Raw genomic sequence first — 16583 nt, forward strand, 5'->3', positions numbered from 1 at the left:
CCACTGACAACGGCCTCCGACCGCCCCGGCGCACGGCGTTGTCGGTGCGGCTTGGTACAACTTCTCGCGTCAGCCGATCAACGCCGTCCGGTGTCTGGAGCACTCATGACCATCTCGGGAGATATGCAGGAGTTCCACGGCCTGCCCGTGTTCGACTTCCCGGACCCGGACGCCGTCGTCGAACTGCCGGACCCGGCCTCCGTGGCCTGGCGGGTCTCCGGCCCGACGTACTGCGGACCGGACGACGAGCAGTGGGAGCAGGTCTTCGCCCGGTTCCTCTCGGGCGTCGACACCCGTCGGGTCCGCGCGCTCGTCGTCGGCGGCTGGGACGAGGCGTACGACACCTCGTCCGCCGCGATCGTCACCGCGCTCGTCGAGGCCGCCGAGGACCGGCTCCCCTCCCTGGAGGCGCTCTTCCTCGGCGACATGACCTTCGAGGACTGCGAGATCTCCTGGATCCAGCAGTCCGACGTGACGCCGCTCCTGGCCGCCTACCCCGGGCTGCGGGAGCTGGGTGTGCGCGGCGGCACGGCGCTCGCCTTCCCGTCCGTCCGGCACACCGCGCTGCGCACGCTCGTGGTGGAGTCGGGCGGTCTGGGAGCCGAGGTCGTGCGCGGCATCGCGGGCAGTGACCTGCCCGCGCTGGAGAAGCTGGACCTGTGGCTCGGCACGGACGAGTACGGCGGCGACGCCTCGGTCGACGACCTGGCGCCGGTGCTCGCCGGCACCGGCTTCCCCGCCCTGCGTGATCTGGCGCTGCGCAACAGCGTTCTCCAGGACGAGATCGCCGCCGCCGTGGCGGGCGCCCCGGTGGTCGCCCGCCTCGACCGCCTCGACCTGTCGATGGGCACGCTCACCGACGAGGGCGCCGAGGCGCTGCTCACGGGGCAGCCGCTCACCCACCTCACGCACCTGGACCTCTCCCACCACTACCTCAGCGAGAAGATGAGCGAGCGGATCGTCGACGCCCTCACGCCGTACGGGGTGACGGTCGACGTCGACGACGCGCAGGAGCCGGAGGACGACGGCGACGGCGAGGTCTTCCGGTACGTCGCGGTCGCCGAATGACACCTCCCCCGCTCCTCGCGCACCCGCGCCTCGTCGTGGTCGGCAATCCGGCCAACCGCCGCGTCGGGTACTTCCTCGACGCGGTGCGCGCGGCCGGGCTGCCCGAGGCGCGGGTCGAGCCCTGGCTCGACGTCCTGCGGGGCGGGGGACGGTTCCACCCGGGTGAGACGGTGCGGCTGGAGTCGCCCGGCGAGGACCCGGACGTCGAGCTGCTGCTGCGCGGCACGGACGACGCGACCCGTGTCGAGGGAACGGCCCGCTGGTACGAGGCGTTCACGGCCGCCACGGCGCGGCTCGCCCGGACCGTCGGCGACGCGGGGGCCGTCCTGGTCGACGACCCGGCCGAGCCGGCGGTGCTGTTCGACAAGCGGCTCGCCCACGCCCGGCTGCGCGAGGCCGGGGTCCCGGTGCCGGACTCGCCGACGTCCGGCGCGGACGGCGCTCCCGTACGGGGCTGGGCGGACGTCCGCTCGCTGATGGCGGCCTCGGGCCTGTCCCGGGTCTTCGTGAAGCTCGCGCACGGCTCGTCCGCCTCGGGGGTCCTGGCCGTGGAGACGAACGGCGCCGGACGCGTGCAAGCCACCACCTCCGTGGAACGGGCCCCGGACGGGCGCCTCTTCAACTCCCTGCGGGTACGCCGCTACACGACCGAGCGTGAGGTCGCCGCGATCGTGGACGCGCTGGCCCCGGACGGTCTGCACATCGAGCGCTGGCTGCCGAAGGCGGCGCAGCACGGCCGGGCGGCCGATCTGCGGGTGGTCGTGATCGACGGGCGCGCCACCCACGCCGTCGTGCGGACCAGCCGCTCCCCGATGACCAACCTCCATCTCGGCGGCGCCCGGGGCGATCTGGGCGCCGTGCGCGCGGCGGTCTCGGCGGCGGGCGGGCGGTGGTCGGACGCGCTGGAGGTGTGCGAGCGGGCCGCCGACGCCTTCCCCGGCACGCGGTGCGTCGGGATCGATCTGCTGCCGGCCGTCGGCTGGCGGCGCTTCGCCGTCGGCGAGGTCAACGCCTTCGGCGATCTCCTTCCCGGCCTCACCGGCCTGCCGGGCAGCGGCGCCGAGGGCCTGGACACCTACGCCGCCCAGGTCGCCGCGCTGCTGCGCGGCACCCCGACGCGCCCCACCACACACAAGAGCACCACCCCACACAAGAGCACCACCACAGGAACGAGCACCACGTGAACCGGCAGCACGCACCCGACATGAACGAGATCGTGGGCAGCCACGACCTCCTCCTGGTCACGCTCGACACCCTCCGGTACGACGTGGCCGCCGAACTCGCCGCCGCGGGCCGCATCCCGAACCTGGCCCGGTACCTCCCCGACGGCCGCTGGGAGCGCCGGCACGCCCCCGGGAGCTTCACCTACGCCTCCCACCAGGCGATCTTCGCCGGGTTCCTGCCGACCCCGGCCGCCCCCGGTCCGCACCCCCGCCTCTTCGCCGCGCGCTTCGCGGGCAGCGAGACCACGGCCGACGGCACCTTCGTGTACGACACCCCCGACCTCGTCTCCGGCCTGGCCAAGGAGGGTTACCGCACCGCGTGCGTCGGCGGCGTCGGCTTCTTCAACGGGCAGGGCCCGCTCGGCTCGGTGCTGCCGGGCCTCTTCGACGAGAGCCACTGGGAGCCCGCCTTCGGCGTCGCCTCCCCCACCTCCTTCGAGTCGCAGGTGGAGCGGGCCGAGGAGATCGTCGCCGCGCTCCCACCCGAGCAGCGGCTCTTCCTCTTCGTCAACGTCTCCGCACTGCACCAGCCCAACTGGTTCCACCTTCCCGGCGCGACCCGGGAGTCCGGCGACACCCGCGCCTCGCACGCGGCGGCGTTGGAGTACGTCGACCGGCACATCGGCCGCCTCTTCGCCGCCATGAGCAGCCGCCGGAGCTGCTTCGCGATCGTCTGCTCGGACCACGGCACCGCGTACGGCGAGGACGGCTTCACCGGCCACCGGCTCGGCCACGAGGTCGTCTGGACCGTCCCGTACGCCCACTTCCTCGTGGAGAGCCCGCGGCACGAGGACGTCGCATGACCGGCACCCCGCGCCCGTACGAGAGCTACGTCTACGCCTACCCCCACAAGACCGCGTACCGCCCGCTCCCCGATCCGGCGCCCTCCCTCGCCGCGCTCTGGCGGGCCGAGCCGAAGGACGCGCTCTCCCTCTACGCCCACATACCCTTCTGCGAGGTCCGCTGCGGCTTCTGCAACCTCTTCACCCGGATCGGCGCCCCGGACGAGCTGACGACCCGCTACCTCGACGCCCTCGACCGCCAGGCCACCGCCGCCCGCGAGGCGCTCGGAGACGGCGGGCCGGTCCGTTTCGCCACGGCCGCCTTCGGCGGCGGCACCCCCACCTTCCTCACCGCCGGCGAACTGGACCGGCTCTGCGACATCGCGGAGAAGCGGATGGGCGTCGACCTACGCGCCGTCCCCCTCTCGGTCGAGACCTCCCCGTCGACGGCGACCGCCGACCGGCTCACCGTCCTCGCCGAGCGCGGCGCCACCCGGCTCAGCATCGGCGTGCAGAGCTTCGTCGAGGCCGAGGCCCGCGCCGCCGTGCGCCCCCAGCGCCGTACCGACGTCGAGGAGGCGCTCGGCCGCATCCGTGACACCGGCGTCCCCGTCCTCAACATCGATCTGATCTACGGCATCGACGGCCAGACCGAGCGGACCTGGACCCAGTCGCTCGACGCCGCGCTCTCCTGGCGGCCCGAGGAGCTCTATCTCTACCCGCTGTACGTCCGCCCTCTCACCGGCCTCGGCCGGCTCGCCGCGACCGCCGACCGGGAGTGGGACGAGCAGCGGCTGCGGCTCTACCGCCACGGCCGGGACCATCTGCTCGCCCGGGGGTACGAGCAGGTGTCGATGCGGATGTTCCGGCGCGCCGACGCGCCGCCGCAGGGCGCCGACGACTACGCCTGCCAGACCGACGGCATGATCGGCCTGGGCTGCGGGGCCCGTTCGTACACCTCGTCGCTGCACTACTCCTTCGACTACGCCGTCGAGATGCGGGAGATCCGCGCGATCATCGACGACTACGCGGCGACGGAGGACTTCGGCCGGGCGCGCGTGGGCCGGTGGGTCGACGCGGACGAGGCGCGCCGTCGCCATCTGCTCCAGTCGCTCCTCCAGGCCCGGGGCATGGCGGCCGGGGAGTACGAGGAGCGGTTCGGCGGGTCGCCGTTCGCGGACTTCCCCGACGAGCTGGGCCTGTTCGAGGAGCTCGGCTGGCTGGATCCGACGGCGCCCGCCGGGCTGCTGCGGCTCTCCCCCGAGGGTCTGGCGCACTCGGACGCGCTCGGTCCCGCCCTGTTCTCCCCGGCGGTCCGGGCGGCGATGGCCGCCTACGAGCCGAAGTAGGGGCGCCGTCGTGGACCTGACGATCCTGTACCGGGGGCCGCTCGCCTCCTGCGACTACGACTGTCCCTACTGTCCCTTCGCCAAGCGCCGTGACAGCCGCGCACAGCTGCGCGCCGACCGCGCCGCGCTGGAGCGTTTCTCCGCCTGGGTGGCGGCGCAGAGCGGAGACCGGCTGAGGATTCTCTTCACGCCCTGGGGCGAGGGCCTGGTCCGCTCGTGGTACCGGCGCACGCTCACCGAGCTGTCCCACCAGCCACACGTCGAGCGGGTGGCGATCCAGACCAATCTGAGCTGCCGCACGGAGTGGCTGGCCGAGGCCGACCCCCGGGCCCTCGCGCTCTGGTGCACGTACCACCCCGGCCAGACGCCGTACGACCGCTTCCTCGCGAAGTGCCGCGCGCTGGCGGCCCGAGGCACCCGCTTCAGCGTCGGCGTCGTCGGCCTGCCCGAACACCGGGAGCACGCCCTGCGCCTGCGCGACGACCTCCCGCCCGAGGTCTACCTCTGGGTGAACGCTGCCGAGGGGCACACGTACACCGACGAGGAGGCCGAGAGCTGGACGGCCCTCGACCCCCTCTTCCCGTACAGCCGCCATCCGCACCGGTCCGGCGGGCTGCCCTGCCGGACCGGCGAGTCGGTGATCTCCGTGGACGGCGACGGGACCGTGCGCCGCTGTCACTTCGTCAAGGCCGAGCTGGGCAACCTGTACGACGGTTCGTACCGCGCCGCACTGCGCCCGCGGGCCTGCCCGCTCGCCGTCTGCGACTGCCACATCGGCTATGTCCACCTGGAGACGCTGCCGCTGTACGACGTGTTCGCGGGCGGCGTCCTGGAACGGATCCCGGCCGCGCTCGACGGGTCGTTCACAGGGGCATGAGGTCCCCGAGCGGCATGAGGTCGGGCCGCTTGGCGGCCACGTGGTCGCCCGAGCTCTCGCCGCGCAGGCGCCGTCCGATCCACGGCACGAGGTACTCCTTGGCCCAGTTGATGTCGTCGCGGCGGACCTCCAGGGTCCCCCTCGGCGGCAGCGGCGGCCAGGCCTGGTCCGGGTCGGCCGGCACCGGCATCCCGAGGACCTGGGCGGCGCGCAGCGCGACCCGGGTGTGCCCCTCGGGCGAGAGGTGCAGCCGGTCGTTGTCCCAGGCCCGCCTGTCCTGCACGGACTTGAGCGACCACAGGTCGAGGACCGGGCAGTCGTACCGGTCGGCGATGGCCCGGACGTGGGCGGTGTAGGTCGCGATCTTGCCGCGGAGGTGCCGGAGGACCGGGACGTCGCGGGTGTCGAAGCCGGTCGTCACCATCACCGTGCCGACGGCCGACGTGAGGTCGGCGACGGCGCGCTCGAAGCGCTCGGCGACATCGTCCGGGTCGGTGCCGGGGCGGATGATGTCGTTGCCGCCCGCGCAGAAACTCACCAGGTCGGGGGCGAGCTCCTTGGCCCTCGGGACCTGCTCCGCCACGATCTGGTCGAGGAGCCGGCCCCGGACGGCGAGGTTTGCGTAACGGAACGCGTCGTTCTCCGGCAACTGGTCGGCGAGCAGAACCGCGAAGCGGTCCGCCCAGCCGACGTACTGCCCGTCGGGCCCCGGATCTCCCACGCCCTCGGTGAAGCTGTCCCCGATCGCCGCGTACGACCCGAATGCCTGCATGTCTCTTGATCTCGAATCGTCTGCCACGGGAGCACATCTTTCCCTTATGGGTGTGACCTACGCGACCGTAAGGAGGGGTTGACGCTGCGTGAGATACGCCACCGGTCAAGATTCCACCAAGCCGGAATACGCCCCAGGGGCCCGGCACTCGGAAGTGCCGGGCCCCTGGGGGTGCTGCGGGTGACGCGAATCCGTCAGATGCCGACGCCGTGCTGGCGCAGGTACGCCAGCGGGTCGACGTCCGAGCCGTAGCTCGGGCCGGTACGGATCTCGAAGTGCAGGTGCGGGCCACTGGAGTTGCCGGTCGAGCCGGAGAGGCCGATCTCCTGGCCGCCGGTCACGGTCTGGCCGGCGGAGACGGAGAGGGAGGAGAGGTGGGCGTACTGGGAGTACGTGCCGTCGGCGTGCTGGATGACGACCTCGTTGCCGTACGAGCCGCTCCAGCCGGCCGAGTGGACGGTGCCCGCACCGACGGCCTTGACCGAGGTGCCGGAGGAGGCCATGAAGTCGACACCGGTGTGGTAGCCGGAGGACCACATCGAGCCGGAGGCCCGGTACGGGGTGGAGACGCCGCCGGAGACCGGGGCGACCCAGCCGGAGGAGGAGGACTTCGCGGGGGCGGAGTTCTGGGCGGGAGCCGTGTCGCGTGCGGCGGAGCGGGAGCTGCGCGACTCGCTCGCGTCGGAGGAGGACTTCTTCTCGGCCTTGGGCGCGGCCTTCGGAGCAGCCTTGGGGGCCGCGGCCTTCGGGGCGGCCTTGGCCGTCGACTTGGCGCCGAGGGTGAGCTTCATGCCCGGCAGGATCAGCGACGGGTCCTCACCGACGACCTGGCGGTTGTCGGCGTACAGCTTCTGCCAGCCGCCCTTGACGTCGTGCTCGGCGGCGATCTTCGACAGGTAGTCGCCGGGAACGACGGAGTACGTCTTCGGCTTCGCGGCGGCAGGGGCCTTCGCGGGAGCGGCGGCGACGGCGGCGACGGCCTGCTCGGACGTCACGGTCGGCGCGGCCTTCTCGGCGGCGTGGGCTCCGGTCGCACCGAACAGCGGCAGGGCGACGACGGCGCCACCGGTGCCGGCAGCGACGAATCCGCGCGTGATCGGGTTGACCTTGGGACGGCGATGCTTACCCTTTGCGGGCATGGCGAATTCCTCTCCGTCGCCTACGAGGTGAGCTGTCGGGTTCGGACTGGAGATGTCCGGCCGCGTTCTCACGCGGCTTCACCCCGAGCCGTCCGGATCGACCGGTGCGGCGTACTTACCTGGGTCCCCCGCTCCTGCCGGGCGTGGATGGGTGCGGATTCCGGACGGTGGCAGGATTCGGCGGTCCGACCGGATTGACGGTGACGCTAGACGAGCGGGGTCGCGGCGAACAAGCCACGGGTTTCCGATCGCAATTGCCGGGCGCGATATCCGCACCGCATTCCGGTCACCCTCCGTGGACGACGGAGGATCGATTTCCTTTTCAGGCAGGGAAATTGGTCCGGACGATCAGGCACGGTCCGTCACCTTTATGACGCTGCTCACGCCCCGAATCCCATCTCCCCTAAAACAAGGGCGCGTTATCCCGAAGGGGCCAATTCGGACAGAACACCCAATCCCCTACCCAGGGGTGCGCACGGCCCCGGACACCCGGGATGATTGCCCCAGGAATCGATCAGGAACCGATCGCGGTCCGTCAACCTTCAGGAGCACCCGTGACGCAGCAGCTGCCCCAGATCTCGCCGACCGAACCCGAGCTCACCGGGGTACGCAACTTCCGGGACGTGGGCGGACTGCCGACCGTGGACGGCCGTACGGTGCGGTTCGGGCGCCTCTTCCGCAGCGGCCACCTCGCCCACGCCACCGAGGACGACGCGGCGTTTCTCTCCACCCTGGGCCTGCACACGATCTTCGACTTCCGCAATCAGGCCGACATCAAGATCGAGGGCCCGGACGTCGAACTGCCGGGTGTGCGAAATGTGAACATACCGCTCAACGACCCGGCCGACGGCAAGGAGTTCTGGAAGCTCGTCAGCTCCGGCGAGCTGGAGCAGCTCCGCGCCATTCTCGGCGACGGCAAGGCCGCGGACCGAATGTCCGATTCGTACCGGAAGATGATTGCCGAGCGGACGGCGGAGCACGGCCGCATCCTGCACGCGCTCGCCGAGGACAGCGTCCCGGCGCTCATGCACTGCGCGGCCGGCAAGGACCGGGCCGGCCTCTCCATCGCCATCTCGCTGCTCGCGGTGGGCGTGGAGCGCGAGGCGATCGAGGCGGACTACGTGAAGTCGAACGACCCGCACCGCCGCTACAAGGTGCGCCGCAGCTCCACCTCCGCGAACGCGATGGCGCCCGAGGTGATGGAGCTGATCAGCCCGCTGTTCGACGCGCGGGTGGAGTACCTGCGGGCTGCGTTCGAGACGATGGAGCAGACCTGGGGAACGGCCGAGAACTACCTCACCACCGGCCTGAAGCTCACCCCTGAGACCCGGGCGCGGCTGCGCGAGCGCCTCGTCACGGAGGCGTGAGCGAGCCCCCGTCCGCTACGGGTTCTGCCCGCCGAGAGTGAACAGCAGGTAGAGGAAGCCGGCGAAGAGGTGTCCGGCCACGAGGTACGCGAAGAGGCGGAGCACCAGCCCCTTGGGGAACTTGCCGGCCTCGCGCTCCTCGCCGGTCACCGGTGCGGGCTTCTCGGACATATCGGTCCTTTCTGAAGGGCTCAGCGCGGATGCGGGGCGCCGTCACCGAGGCACAGCTCGGCGGCGGGGCTCTGCATCAGCGTGTGGACGAAGAGCAGCTCGGCCCCGCCGCGGCCGACGGCGCCGATGCGGTGCGGGGTGAGCGAGTCGAAGTGCGCGCTGTCTCCGGGGTCCAGGACATGGACGGCGTCGCCGAGCGCGAGGCGCACCTGCCCGTCGAGGACGTGCAGCCACTCCTCGCCGGGGTGCACGCGCACGATGTCGGTGCGGGTGGCGTACGGAACGTGGACACGGAGCGCCTGCAGGGCACGGCCCGGTCCACCGGCCTGGCGGTAGGTCCAGCCGTCGGCCTCGACGGGCTCGGCCCGGCCGGCCCGGACGATCGGATCACGCTCGGGCGGGGCCTCGCCCAGGAGGGCGGAGACCGTCGTACCGTAGATACGGGCCAGGGCGAGCAGCATCGGGAGCGAGGGCTGGCGGTGGCCCGTTTCGAGCCGGGAGAGATGGGCCGGGGAGAGTCCGGCCCGCTGCGCGGCGGCCTCCAGGGTCAGCCCGCGCCTCCGGCGCAGGCCGCGCAGCTGCGGCGCGACGTCCGGCAGGGCGGCACTCATGTCGGGGGCGGCGGGGTCCGAGGACAGCTCCCCGGGGAGGTGCTCCATGCCTCCATTCCGCCAGCATCTTCCCTCTGAGGCAAATTTCTTGCCCCAGAGGCAAAACCCGTGCCGTCAGACGTCAGCGCTGCGCGACCGCCTGCTTGACCAGCGTCTTCCCGAAGTCCCACATCAGCCCGCCACCCCCGTGGGCGTCGTCCATCACCGCCGTGAACGCGGTGACGAAACGGTCCACGTCCGCCTCGTCGATGATCAGCGGCGGAATCAGCTTGATCACCTCCAGATGGTCGCCCGACACCTGCGTCAGGATCCGGTGGCGCTGGAGCAGCGGCACGACGACCATCTGCGCGAAGAGGCCCTTACGGGCGGCCTGGAGCATCGTCCACCGGCTGCGCAGCCCGAGCGACGTGGGCCGGCCGAACTCGATGCCGATCATCAGGCCGCGCCCGCGGATCTCGTGCAGCAGCTCGTAGCGCGGCACGAGCTCCTTCAGGCGCGAGGAGAGCAGCTCGCCGATCCGGCGCGCGTTCGCGACCGTCCCCTCGTTCTCCATCACCGAGAGCACGGCGAGCCCGGCCGCCATGGCCTGTGCGTTCGAACCGAAGCTGGCGGAGTGGACGAGGACGCGGTCCATGGACGAGTAGACCTTCTTGAAGATCCAGTCCTTGCCGAGCGTCGCGCCGACCGGGACGTACCCGCCGGAGAGTGCCTTGGCGACACAGAGGAGGTCCGGTTCGACGCCGTCCTCGTGCTGGTACGCGTAGAAGTCACCGGTCCTGCCGAGCCCCGTCTGCACCTCGTCGGCGATCAGCAGGGCCCCGTGCCGGTGGAGCAGCTCCTGGGCGGCGCGCAGGAAGCCGGGCGGGGCCTCGTGCACCCCCTTGCCCTGGATGGGCTCCACGACGAAAGCCGCCACGTCGCCCTTGCGGAGCTCCCGCTCCAGGGCGTCGAGGTCGCCGAGGGCGATCGCGGTGTCGGGCAGCAGCGGGGCGAAGCCGTCGCGGAAGCCCTTCTCGCCGTTGACCGAGAGGGAGCCCGTGGTCAGGCCGTGGAAGGCGTGGGAGCAGTAGAGGATCCTGGGCTTCCCGGTGGCGTACCGGGCGAACTTCAGGGCGGTCTCCACCGCTTCCGTACCGCTGTTGCCGAAGAAGACCCGGTCGAGGTGCGGGCTGTGGGCGAGCAGCTTCTCGGCGAGCAGGCCCGGCAGCGGCTGGCAGTCGAAGCGGGTGAGGTCGGCGAGCTGGGCGTCGAGGACGTCGTGGAGGGCCTTGTTGACGACGGGGTGGTGCCGGCCGAGGCCCATGACGCCGAAGCCGGCCAGCATGTCGAGGTGGTCCTCGCCGTCGGCGTCCCAGAAGTGGGCGCCCTCGGCCCGTTCGTAGACCTTGTCGAAGCCGATCGTGTGCAGCATGCGCGGGAGCTGGTGGTTGAGGTACCGGGCGTGCAGCTCGTAGCGCTCCGCGCCGCGTTCGGCGAGCAGTGCCGAAAGGTCGAACTCCTTGCTCATCGCCCCTTCTTCCGGGTCAGTGCGGCGCTGATGTTCCCGGCGATCTCCACCGGGGTGAGGCCGAGGTCGGCGAGCACCTCGCCGCGTTTGGCATGGGCGAGGAACTGTTCGGGGATCCCGTACGTCCTCAGGGGCACGTCGACGCCCGCGTCGCGCAGGGCCTGGCCGACGGCGGCTCCTACGCCGCCGGTGCGGACGCCGTCCTCGACGACGGCGACCAGGCGGTGGCGTTCGGCGAGGGGGGCGAGGGCCTCGTCGACCGGCTTGACCCAGCGGGGGTCGACGACGGTGCAGCGGATGCCGCGACCGGTGAGGAGGTCGGCGGCCTGGAGGCAGACCTCGGCCATGACGCCGACGGCGACGAGCAGGACCTCCGCGTCCGGTTCCGAGGGCTGGAGCAGGACGTCCATCGAGCCGATCCGTCCCACGGCCGGCACCGGGGCACCCACGGTCTCCTTGGGGAAGCGCAGCACGGTCGGGGCGTCGTCGACGGCGACGGCCTCGCGCAGCTGGGCGCGGAGCTGGTCGGCGTCGCGCGGGGCGGCGATCCGCAGACCCGGCACGACCTGGAGGATCGACATGTCCCACATGCCGTTGTGGGACGGCCCGTCCGTGCCGGTGACCCCGGCCCGGTCGAGGACGAACGTGACGCCGCACCGGTGCAGGGCGACGTCCATGAGCAGCTGGTCGAAGGCGCGGTTGAGGAAGGTCGCGTAGACGGCGACGACCGGGTGGAGCCCGCCGGTGGCCAGGCCCGCGGCCGAGACGACGGCGTGCTGCTCCGCGATGCCGACGTCCCAGACCCGGTCGGGGAAGCGCCGGGCGAACTCGGTGAGTCCTACGGGGTGGAGCATGGCGGCGGTGATCGCGACGACGTCCGGCCGCTCGGCCCCGATCTCGGCGATCGCGTCGCCGAAGGCGGAGGTCCAGGAAGGTCCGGCGGACGGGGTGAGCGGCGCGCACGTGACGGGGTCCATGGCGCCGACGGCGTGGAAGCGGTCCGCCTCGTCCTCCAGTGCGGGGCGGTAGCCGCGGCCCTTCTCCGTGAGGCAGTGCACGAGGACCGGCCCGTGGAACCGCTGGGCCCGGCTCAGGGCGGACTCCACGGCCGCGAGGTCATGGCCGTCGACGGGACCTACGTACTTCAGCCCGAGGTCCTCGAAGAGCCCCTGCGGGGCGAACGCGTCCTTGAACCCCTTCTTCGCGCCGTGCAGCGAGCCGTACAACGGCGGTCCGATCACGGGCGTGTGCTGGAGGACGTCCTTGCCCCAGGCGAGAAAGCGCTCGTAGCCGTCGGTGGTCCGCAGGACGGCCAGGTGGGCGGCGAGCCCGCCGATGGTCCGGGCGTACGAGCGCTCGTTGTCGTTGACGACGACGATCAGGGGCCGGTCGCGGGCGGCGGCGATGTTGTTCAGCGCCTCCCAGGCCATGCCGCCGGTCAGGGCGCCGTCGCCGATGACGGCGACCACGTGGTCGTCCTTCTCCAGGACCTCGTTGGCCTTGGCCAGTCCGTCGGCCCAGCCGAGGACGGTCGAGGCGTGCGAGTTCTCGATGACATCGTGCTCCGACTCCTCGCGGGAGGGGTATCCGGAGAGCCCGCCCTTGCTGCGCAGCTTGGAGAAGTCCTGCCGTCCGGTGAGGAGTTTGTGGACGTAGCTCTGGTGTCCGGTGTCCCACAGGATGCGGTCGTCGGGCGAGTCGAAGACCCGGTGCAGCGCGAGGGTCAGCTCGACCACGCCGAGGTTGGGCCCCAGATGGCCACCCGTCCTGGCGACCGCGTGGATGAGGAACTGCCGGATCCCCTCAGCCAGTTCGTCGAGCTCCGCGCCGCTCAGCGGCCGGAGGTCGCGCGGCCCCCGGATGGTCTCCAGAATCGTCATGCTCGGCCCCCTTTCGTCGTACGGTGCTCGGCTGTGCGGGAGGCCCGCGCCCGGTGGGCTCGCGGGCCTCCCGTACGCGTCACGTCATCCGCGATTGCCGGAGACGGTCTCGCGGGCCGCCCTCAGGGACTCCTTGAGCGAGCCCATGGTGGCGAGGACGGCGGTCGGCTCGTAGCCGCAGTGCGCCATGCAGTTGGCGCAGCGCGGGTCCTTGCCCCGGCCGTACTTGTCCCAGTCGGTCTCCTCGATCAGCTCCCGGTAGGTGGGAACGTAGCCGTCGCTCATCAGGTAGCAGGGGCGCTGCCAGCCGAAGAGGGAGTAGTTCGGGATCGCCCAGGCGGTGCACGGGAAGTCCGCCTTGCCCTCCAGGAAGTCCAGGAAGAGCGGCGAGTGGTTGAGCCGCCACCGGCTCCGGTTGCCGCCCGCGAAGGCCTTCTTGAAGAGTTCGCGGGTCTGCTCGACGCCGAGGAAGTGCTCCTGGTCCGGGGCCTTCTCGTAGGCGTACGCGGGCGAGATCATCATCTCGTCGACCTGGAGGTCGTCGTTGAGGTAGTTGAGGACCTCGATGATGGTCTGCGGGGTGTCGGTGTTGAAGAAGGTCGAGTTGGTGGTGACCCGGAAGCCGCGCCGCTTGGCCTCCTTGATCGCCGCCACCGCCTCGTCGAACACGCCCTCCTTGGCCACGGATTCGTCGTGCCGCTCGCGCAGCCCGTCGATGTGCACCGCGAAGGCGAAGTACGGGGAGGGGGTGAACTTCTCCAGCTTCTTACGCATCAGCAGTGCGTTGGTGCAGAGGAAGACGTACTTCTTCTTCGCCACCAACTGGCGCACGATCTCGTCGATCTGAGGATGCATCAGGGGCTCACCGCCCGCGATGGAGACCATCGGCGCCCCGGACTCCAGGACGGCGCCGACGGCCTGGGCGACCGGCATTCGCTGCTTGAGCACACCGGCCGGGTGCTGGATCTTTCCGCAGCCCTCGCACTTGAGGTTGCAGGCGAACAGGGGCTCCAGTTCGACGATGAGCGGGAACTTTTCCCGCTTGCGGAGCTTCTGTTCGAAGAGATAGGTCCCGACCCGGATGGACTGACGGAGCGGCATGGCCATAACTCGCTCACCTCCTGGGGAGCAGCAAAGAACGGTGCCATTCGAAGAATGCGGGAAGGACGGCACGAAGAACACGGAACGCCGATATTCCACCGCGTACCGTGCCGATCCGGACCAGTTCATGTTCTGGAGCGTCCACGACCACCCGTACGGCCGCAACCGGACGCGGTCCCGCCAGCAGCGCGGTACGGAGCGTGGTGGCGGACTCCATGTCGACCGCGAGGGCCCCGGTGGCGCGCAGGGCGGCCCGCTCGTGGCCCCGGACGACGTGGTCGGAGCCGGTCAGCGGTCCGGTGTGGACGGTGCGCCCGGGCAGCGTCCGGGCGAGGGCCTTCACCAGGAGCTCGGTCCCGGTGCAGGCCGTGACGGGGTCGGGGCCGCCCGGTTCGCCCCGGGTCTCGTCGGCGACGATCAGGTCTCCGGGGTGCATCCCGGGGGCGAGCCCGGCGCAGAAGCCCGAGGCGATGACGGCGGCGTCCCGCCAGGGCTCCCGGTCGAGCGCCCGGGCGACGCCACGGCGGGCATGGGCGGGTCCCATCCCGGTGCGCACGACGGTGAAGGCGTCGGGCGCGCCGGTCCGGTCACCGCTGCGCAGGGCGAGCTGCTCGATGCCGAGCGCGCAGGCGATCAGCAGCGGGGGTGTGGAGCCGGCCGGTGGCCCCGGCTCTTCGCCCATCACCCCTCCCCGGAGAGCGCCGGTTCGCCGTTCACATAGCGGCCGAGGGCCGTGAGCGGGAAGACCTGGCGGTAGAGGTGGTAGTTGATGGAGAAGTCCCAGGGGAAGCCGGTGCCGGTGAAGTACGGCTCGTCCCAGGAGCCGTCCGGCCGCTGTGTCGCGGCGAGCCAGGCGACGCCCCGTTCGACCGCCTTCGTGTCACGCCCGCCGGCCGCGAGGAGGGCGAGCAGTGCCCAGGCGGTCTGCGAGGCGGTCGAGACGCCGCGCCCGATCCAGGATTCCTCCTTGTACGAACGCAGGTCCTCGCCCCAGCCGCCGTCCTCGTTCTGCACGGACTCCAGCCAGGCGACGGCCCGGCGGATCGCCGGGTGGGAGCGGGGCAGTCCGGCGGCGGTGAGCGCCGGGACCACCGAGCCCGTCCCGTAGACGTAGTTGACGCCCCACCGTCCGAACCAGGCGCCGTTGGGCTCCTGTGCGGCGAGCAGCCACTCGACTCCCCGTCGGGTACGGGGGTGTTGGGCCTTGCCCTCGTGGGCGAGCATCTCCACCACATGCGCGGTGACGTCGGCCGAGGGCGGGTCGATGACCTCGCCGAAGTCGCAGAACGGCAGCCGGTTGGGGAACACGCTGGTGTTGTCGGCGTCGAACGCGCCCCACGCACCGTTCTTCGACTGCATGCCGAGGGTCCAGCGGGCGCCGCGGGTGATGGCCGCCTCGGCCCCGGCGGGGTCGGGGTGCTTGACGCGGCGCAGTGCGAGGATCACCTCGGCGGTGTCGTCGATGTCCGGGTAGTTGTCGTTGTGGAACTCGAACGCCCAGCCGCCCGGGGGCAGTCCGGGCCGGCGGACGGCCCAGTCGCCCGGCCGGACGATTTCCTCGCCGAGCATCCAGTCGGCGGCCCGCACGAGCGCCGGGTGGTCGGCCGGGAGGCCCGCGTCGGCGAGGGCGATCGTGGCGAGGCAGGTGTCCCAGACGGGCGACTGGCAGGCCTCGATCATGCGCGAACCGTCCTCGCGCCAGACGGCGAAGCGGTCGAGCGACTCCAGACCGGCCCGCATGACCGGGTGCTTCAGGTCGTACCCGAGGAGGTGCAGGGCGATCACCGAGTAGACGGCGGGGGGCTGAATGCCACCCCAGCAGCCGTCGTTCTCCTGGCGTTCGACGATCCAACGGGCGGCGACGTTCATCGCTGCCTTGCGCAGTCGGCGCGGGGCGACCTTGTGGTAGACGTGCAGCGCCTTGTCGAGGCGTTGGAAGAATCCGTCCCAACTCGCGGCGGGTGCGAGGGGTTTCACCGGATTGGGCCGGGCCGGGTCGGCGTGCAGCTCGTCCAGCGGGAACGGCGCGGGCCGCACCGGCCGCTTGGCGGAGACCACGGTGAGCGGCACGATGGTCTGCCGGGCCCAGCAGCCGAAGTCGTAGATGTTGAGCGGGAACCACTTCGGCAGGAAGATCAACTCGGGTGGGAGCTCGGGCAGGTCGTCCCACTTCCACCAGCCGAACAGGGCGAGCCAGATCCGGGTGAAGACCCGGGAGGCGGCGATCCCGCCCCTGTCCCTGATCCAGGCGGCGGCGCGGGCCATGTGCGGGGCCTCGGGCAGGTCCCCGGCCAGCCGCAGCGCGACGTACGCCTCGACGGTGGTGGAGAGCTCGCCGGGTCCGCCGTGGAAAGTGGCCCAGGTGCCGTCCTCGCGCTGCTCGCCGCGGATGAACAGGGCGGCGGCGCGGGTGGTCTCCTCGTCCCGGATGCCGAGGAACTGCCGCAGCAGGAGGTCTTCGGCGTCCATGGTGACGTTGGTCTCCAGGTCGCCCTTCCACCAGCCTTCGGCGTCCTGGCGGCCGAGCAGATGTGCGATGGAGCGTTCCGCCGCCCGCCCTGCCGCCTCTTCGAGGCTGCCGGCGGCGGGCGCGGTGGCGGTGGTGGTGCTGGCCGCGGTCGTCCGGGGGCCAACGGCCCCGGCGCTTCCGTCGGTCGTCGCTGTCATGGCTTCCCCTTCGTGCAGTCGAATACTTCTGCTTCATCGGGTCTGCCGTCGGCCGGTGCCGTGTGGCAC

Annotated in this window: 15 protein-coding genes and 1 riboswitch; of the genes, 6 read left to right on the top strand and 9 right to left on the bottom strand. The window is 71.7% G+C overall.

Annotated elements, in window-relative coordinates:
* Window positions 1-105: 105 nt before the first annotated feature.
* The 5 genes from ACWF79_RS02245 to ACWF79_RS02265 are packed head-to-tail and all read left to right on the top strand — an operon-like array spanning window position 106 to window position 5299.
* Window positions 106-1068, top strand: coding sequence for an STM4015 family protein (locus tag ACWF79_RS02245; protein WP_453726139.1), 963 nt, complete (start codon window positions 106-108; stop codon window positions 1066-1068).
* Window positions 1065-2252 (top strand): STM4014 family protein, encoded by a 1188-nt coding sequence (locus tag ACWF79_RS02250; RefSeq protein WP_453726140.1) that lies wholly within the window; start codon window positions 1065-1067, stop codon window positions 2250-2252. The genes ACWF79_RS02245 and ACWF79_RS02250 overlap by 4 nt, the downstream gene beginning before the upstream one ends.
* 20 nt (window positions 2253-2272) lie before the next feature.
* Complete coding sequence (locus tag ACWF79_RS02255; protein ID WP_453726141.1) at window positions 2273-3094, top strand: STM4013/SEN3800 family hydrolase; 822 nt, start codon at window positions 2273-2275, stop codon at window positions 3092-3094.
* Window positions 3091-4422 (top strand): STM4012 family radical SAM protein, encoded by a 1332-nt coding sequence (locus ACWF79_RS02260; protein ID WP_453726142.1) that lies wholly within the window; start codon window positions 3091-3093, stop codon window positions 4420-4422. The genes ACWF79_RS02255 and ACWF79_RS02260 overlap by 4 nt, the downstream gene beginning before the upstream one ends.
* 10 nt (window positions 4423-4432) lie before the next feature.
* Window positions 4433-5299 (top strand): STM4011 family radical SAM protein, encoded by an 867-nt coding sequence (locus ACWF79_RS02265; RefSeq protein ID WP_453726143.1) that lies wholly within the window; start codon window positions 4433-4435, stop codon window positions 5297-5299.
* On the opposite strand, the gene ACWF79_RS02270 is transcribed toward ACWF79_RS02265, so the two are convergent.
* Window positions 5286-6098, bottom strand: coding sequence for an SGNH/GDSL hydrolase family protein (locus ACWF79_RS02270; RefSeq protein WP_453726144.1), 813 nt, complete (start codon window positions 6096-6098; stop codon window positions 5286-5288). The two genes, ACWF79_RS02265 and ACWF79_RS02270, sit on opposite strands and share 14 nt — an antisense overlap.
* Window positions 6099-6265: 167 nt before the next feature.
* Window positions 6266-7210, bottom strand: coding sequence for a M23 family metallopeptidase (locus tag ACWF79_RS02275; protein WP_453726145.1), 945 nt, complete (start codon window positions 7208-7210; stop codon window positions 6266-6268).
* Window positions 7211-7214: 4 nt separating this feature from the next.
* Window positions 7215-7370, bottom strand: a riboswitch (cyclic di-AMP (ydaO/yuaA leader).
* A gap of 394 nt (window positions 7371-7764) precedes the next feature.
* Between ACWF79_RS02275 and ACWF79_RS02280 the strand changes: the two genes are divergently transcribed.
* Complete coding sequence (locus ACWF79_RS02280) at window positions 7765-8577, top strand: tyrosine-protein phosphatase (protein ID WP_453726146.1); 813 nt, start codon at window positions 7765-7767, stop codon at window positions 8575-8577.
* A gap of 15 nt (window positions 8578-8592) precedes the next feature.
* Here the strand turns inward: ACWF79_RS02280 and ACWF79_RS02285 are convergent, their stop codons facing one another.
* The 7 genes from ACWF79_RS02285 to shc all read right to left on the bottom strand — a co-directional run bounded on the left by ACWF79_RS02285 (window position 8593) and on the right by shc (window position 16514).
* Window positions 8593-8748: a DUF6126 family protein gene (locus tag ACWF79_RS02285; RefSeq protein WP_453726147.1), complete on the bottom strand. Its 156-nt coding sequence runs from the start codon at window positions 8746-8748 to the stop codon at window positions 8593-8595.
* A 20-nt stretch (window positions 8749-8768) separates the two neighbouring features.
* Window positions 8769-9407: a helix-turn-helix domain-containing protein gene (locus tag ACWF79_RS02290; protein ID WP_453726148.1), complete on the bottom strand. Its 639-nt coding sequence runs from the start codon at window positions 9405-9407 to the stop codon at window positions 8769-8771.
* 73 nt (window positions 9408-9480) lie between these two features.
* Window positions 9481-10866, bottom strand: coding sequence for an aspartate aminotransferase family protein (locus ACWF79_RS02295; protein WP_453726149.1), 1386 nt, complete (start codon window positions 10864-10866; stop codon window positions 9481-9483).
* Window positions 10863-12746, bottom strand: coding sequence for a 1-deoxy-D-xylulose-5-phosphate synthase (gene dxs / locus ACWF79_RS02300; protein WP_453726150.1), 1884 nt, complete (start codon window positions 12744-12746; stop codon window positions 10863-10865). The genes ACWF79_RS02295 and dxs overlap by 4 nt, the downstream gene beginning before the upstream one ends.
* Before the next feature lie 84 nt (window positions 12747-12830).
* Window positions 12831-13853: an adenosyl-hopene transferase HpnH gene (gene hpnH, locus ACWF79_RS02305; protein ID WP_453726151.1), complete on the bottom strand. Its 1023-nt coding sequence runs from the start codon at window positions 13851-13853 to the stop codon at window positions 12831-12833.
* Between the two features lie 7 nt (window positions 13854-13860).
* Window positions 13861-14529 carry a phosphorylase family protein gene (locus ACWF79_RS02310; protein ID WP_453726152.1) on the bottom strand — a complete coding sequence of 223 codons (669 nt, stop codon included), beginning with the start codon at window positions 14527-14529 and terminating at the stop codon, window positions 13861-13863.
* Window positions 14529-16514: a squalene--hopene cyclase gene (gene shc, locus ACWF79_RS02315; RefSeq protein WP_453726153.1), complete on the bottom strand. Its 1986-nt coding sequence runs from the start codon at window positions 16512-16514 to the stop codon at window positions 14529-14531. Before shc ends, ACWF79_RS02310 begins: the two co-directional genes overlap by 1 nt.
* Window positions 16515-16583: the final 69 nt, after the last annotated feature.

Source organism: Streptomyces sp. NPDC054975 (assembly GCF_053609105.1).

What these genes read in the sequence shown, in the direction of transcription:
- ACWF79_RS02275 (WP_453726145.1), bottom strand. Translation starts at nt 7,210, where the DNA reads ATGCCCGCAAAGGGTAAGCATCGCCGTCCCAAGGTCAACCCGATCACG.
- hpnH (WP_453726151.1), bottom strand. Translation starts at nt 13,853, where the DNA reads ATGGCCATGCCGCTCCGTCAGTCCATCCGGGTCGGGACCTATCTCTTC.
- shc (WP_453726153.1), bottom strand. Translation starts at nt 16,514, where the DNA reads ATGACAGCGACGACCGACGGAAGCGCCGGGGCCGTTGGCCCCCGGACG.
- ACWF79_RS02290 (WP_453726148.1), bottom strand. Translation starts at nt 9,407, where the DNA reads ATGGAGCACCTCCCCGGGGAGCTGTCCTCGGACCCCGCCGCCCCCGAC.
- ACWF79_RS02245 (WP_453726139.1), top strand. Translation starts at nt 106, where the DNA reads ATGACCATCTCGGGAGATATGCAGGAGTTCCACGGCCTGCCCGTGTTC.
- dxs (WP_453726150.1), bottom strand. Translation starts at nt 12,746, where the DNA reads ATGACGATTCTGGAGACCATCCGGGGGCCGCGCGACCTCCGGCCGCTG.
- ACWF79_RS02260 (WP_453726142.1), top strand. Translation starts at nt 3,091, where the DNA reads ATGACCGGCACCCCGCGCCCGTACGAGAGCTACGTCTACGCCTACCCC.
- ACWF79_RS02255 (WP_453726141.1), top strand. Translation starts at nt 2,273, where the DNA reads ATGAACGAGATCGTGGGCAGCCACGACCTCCTCCTGGTCACGCTCGAC.
- ACWF79_RS02310 (WP_453726152.1), bottom strand. Translation starts at nt 14,529, where the DNA reads ATGGGCGAAGAGCCGGGGCCACCGGCCGGCTCCACACCCCCGCTGCTG.
- ACWF79_RS02250 (WP_453726140.1), top strand. Translation starts at nt 1,065, where the DNA reads ATGACACCTCCCCCGCTCCTCGCGCACCCGCGCCTCGTCGTGGTCGGC.
- ACWF79_RS02295 (WP_453726149.1), bottom strand. Translation starts at nt 10,866, where the DNA reads ATGAGCAAGGAGTTCGACCTTTCGGCACTGCTCGCCGAACGCGGCGCG.
- ACWF79_RS02285 (WP_453726147.1), bottom strand. Translation starts at nt 8,748, where the DNA reads ATGTCCGAGAAGCCCGCACCGGTGACCGGCGAGGAGCGCGAGGCCGGC.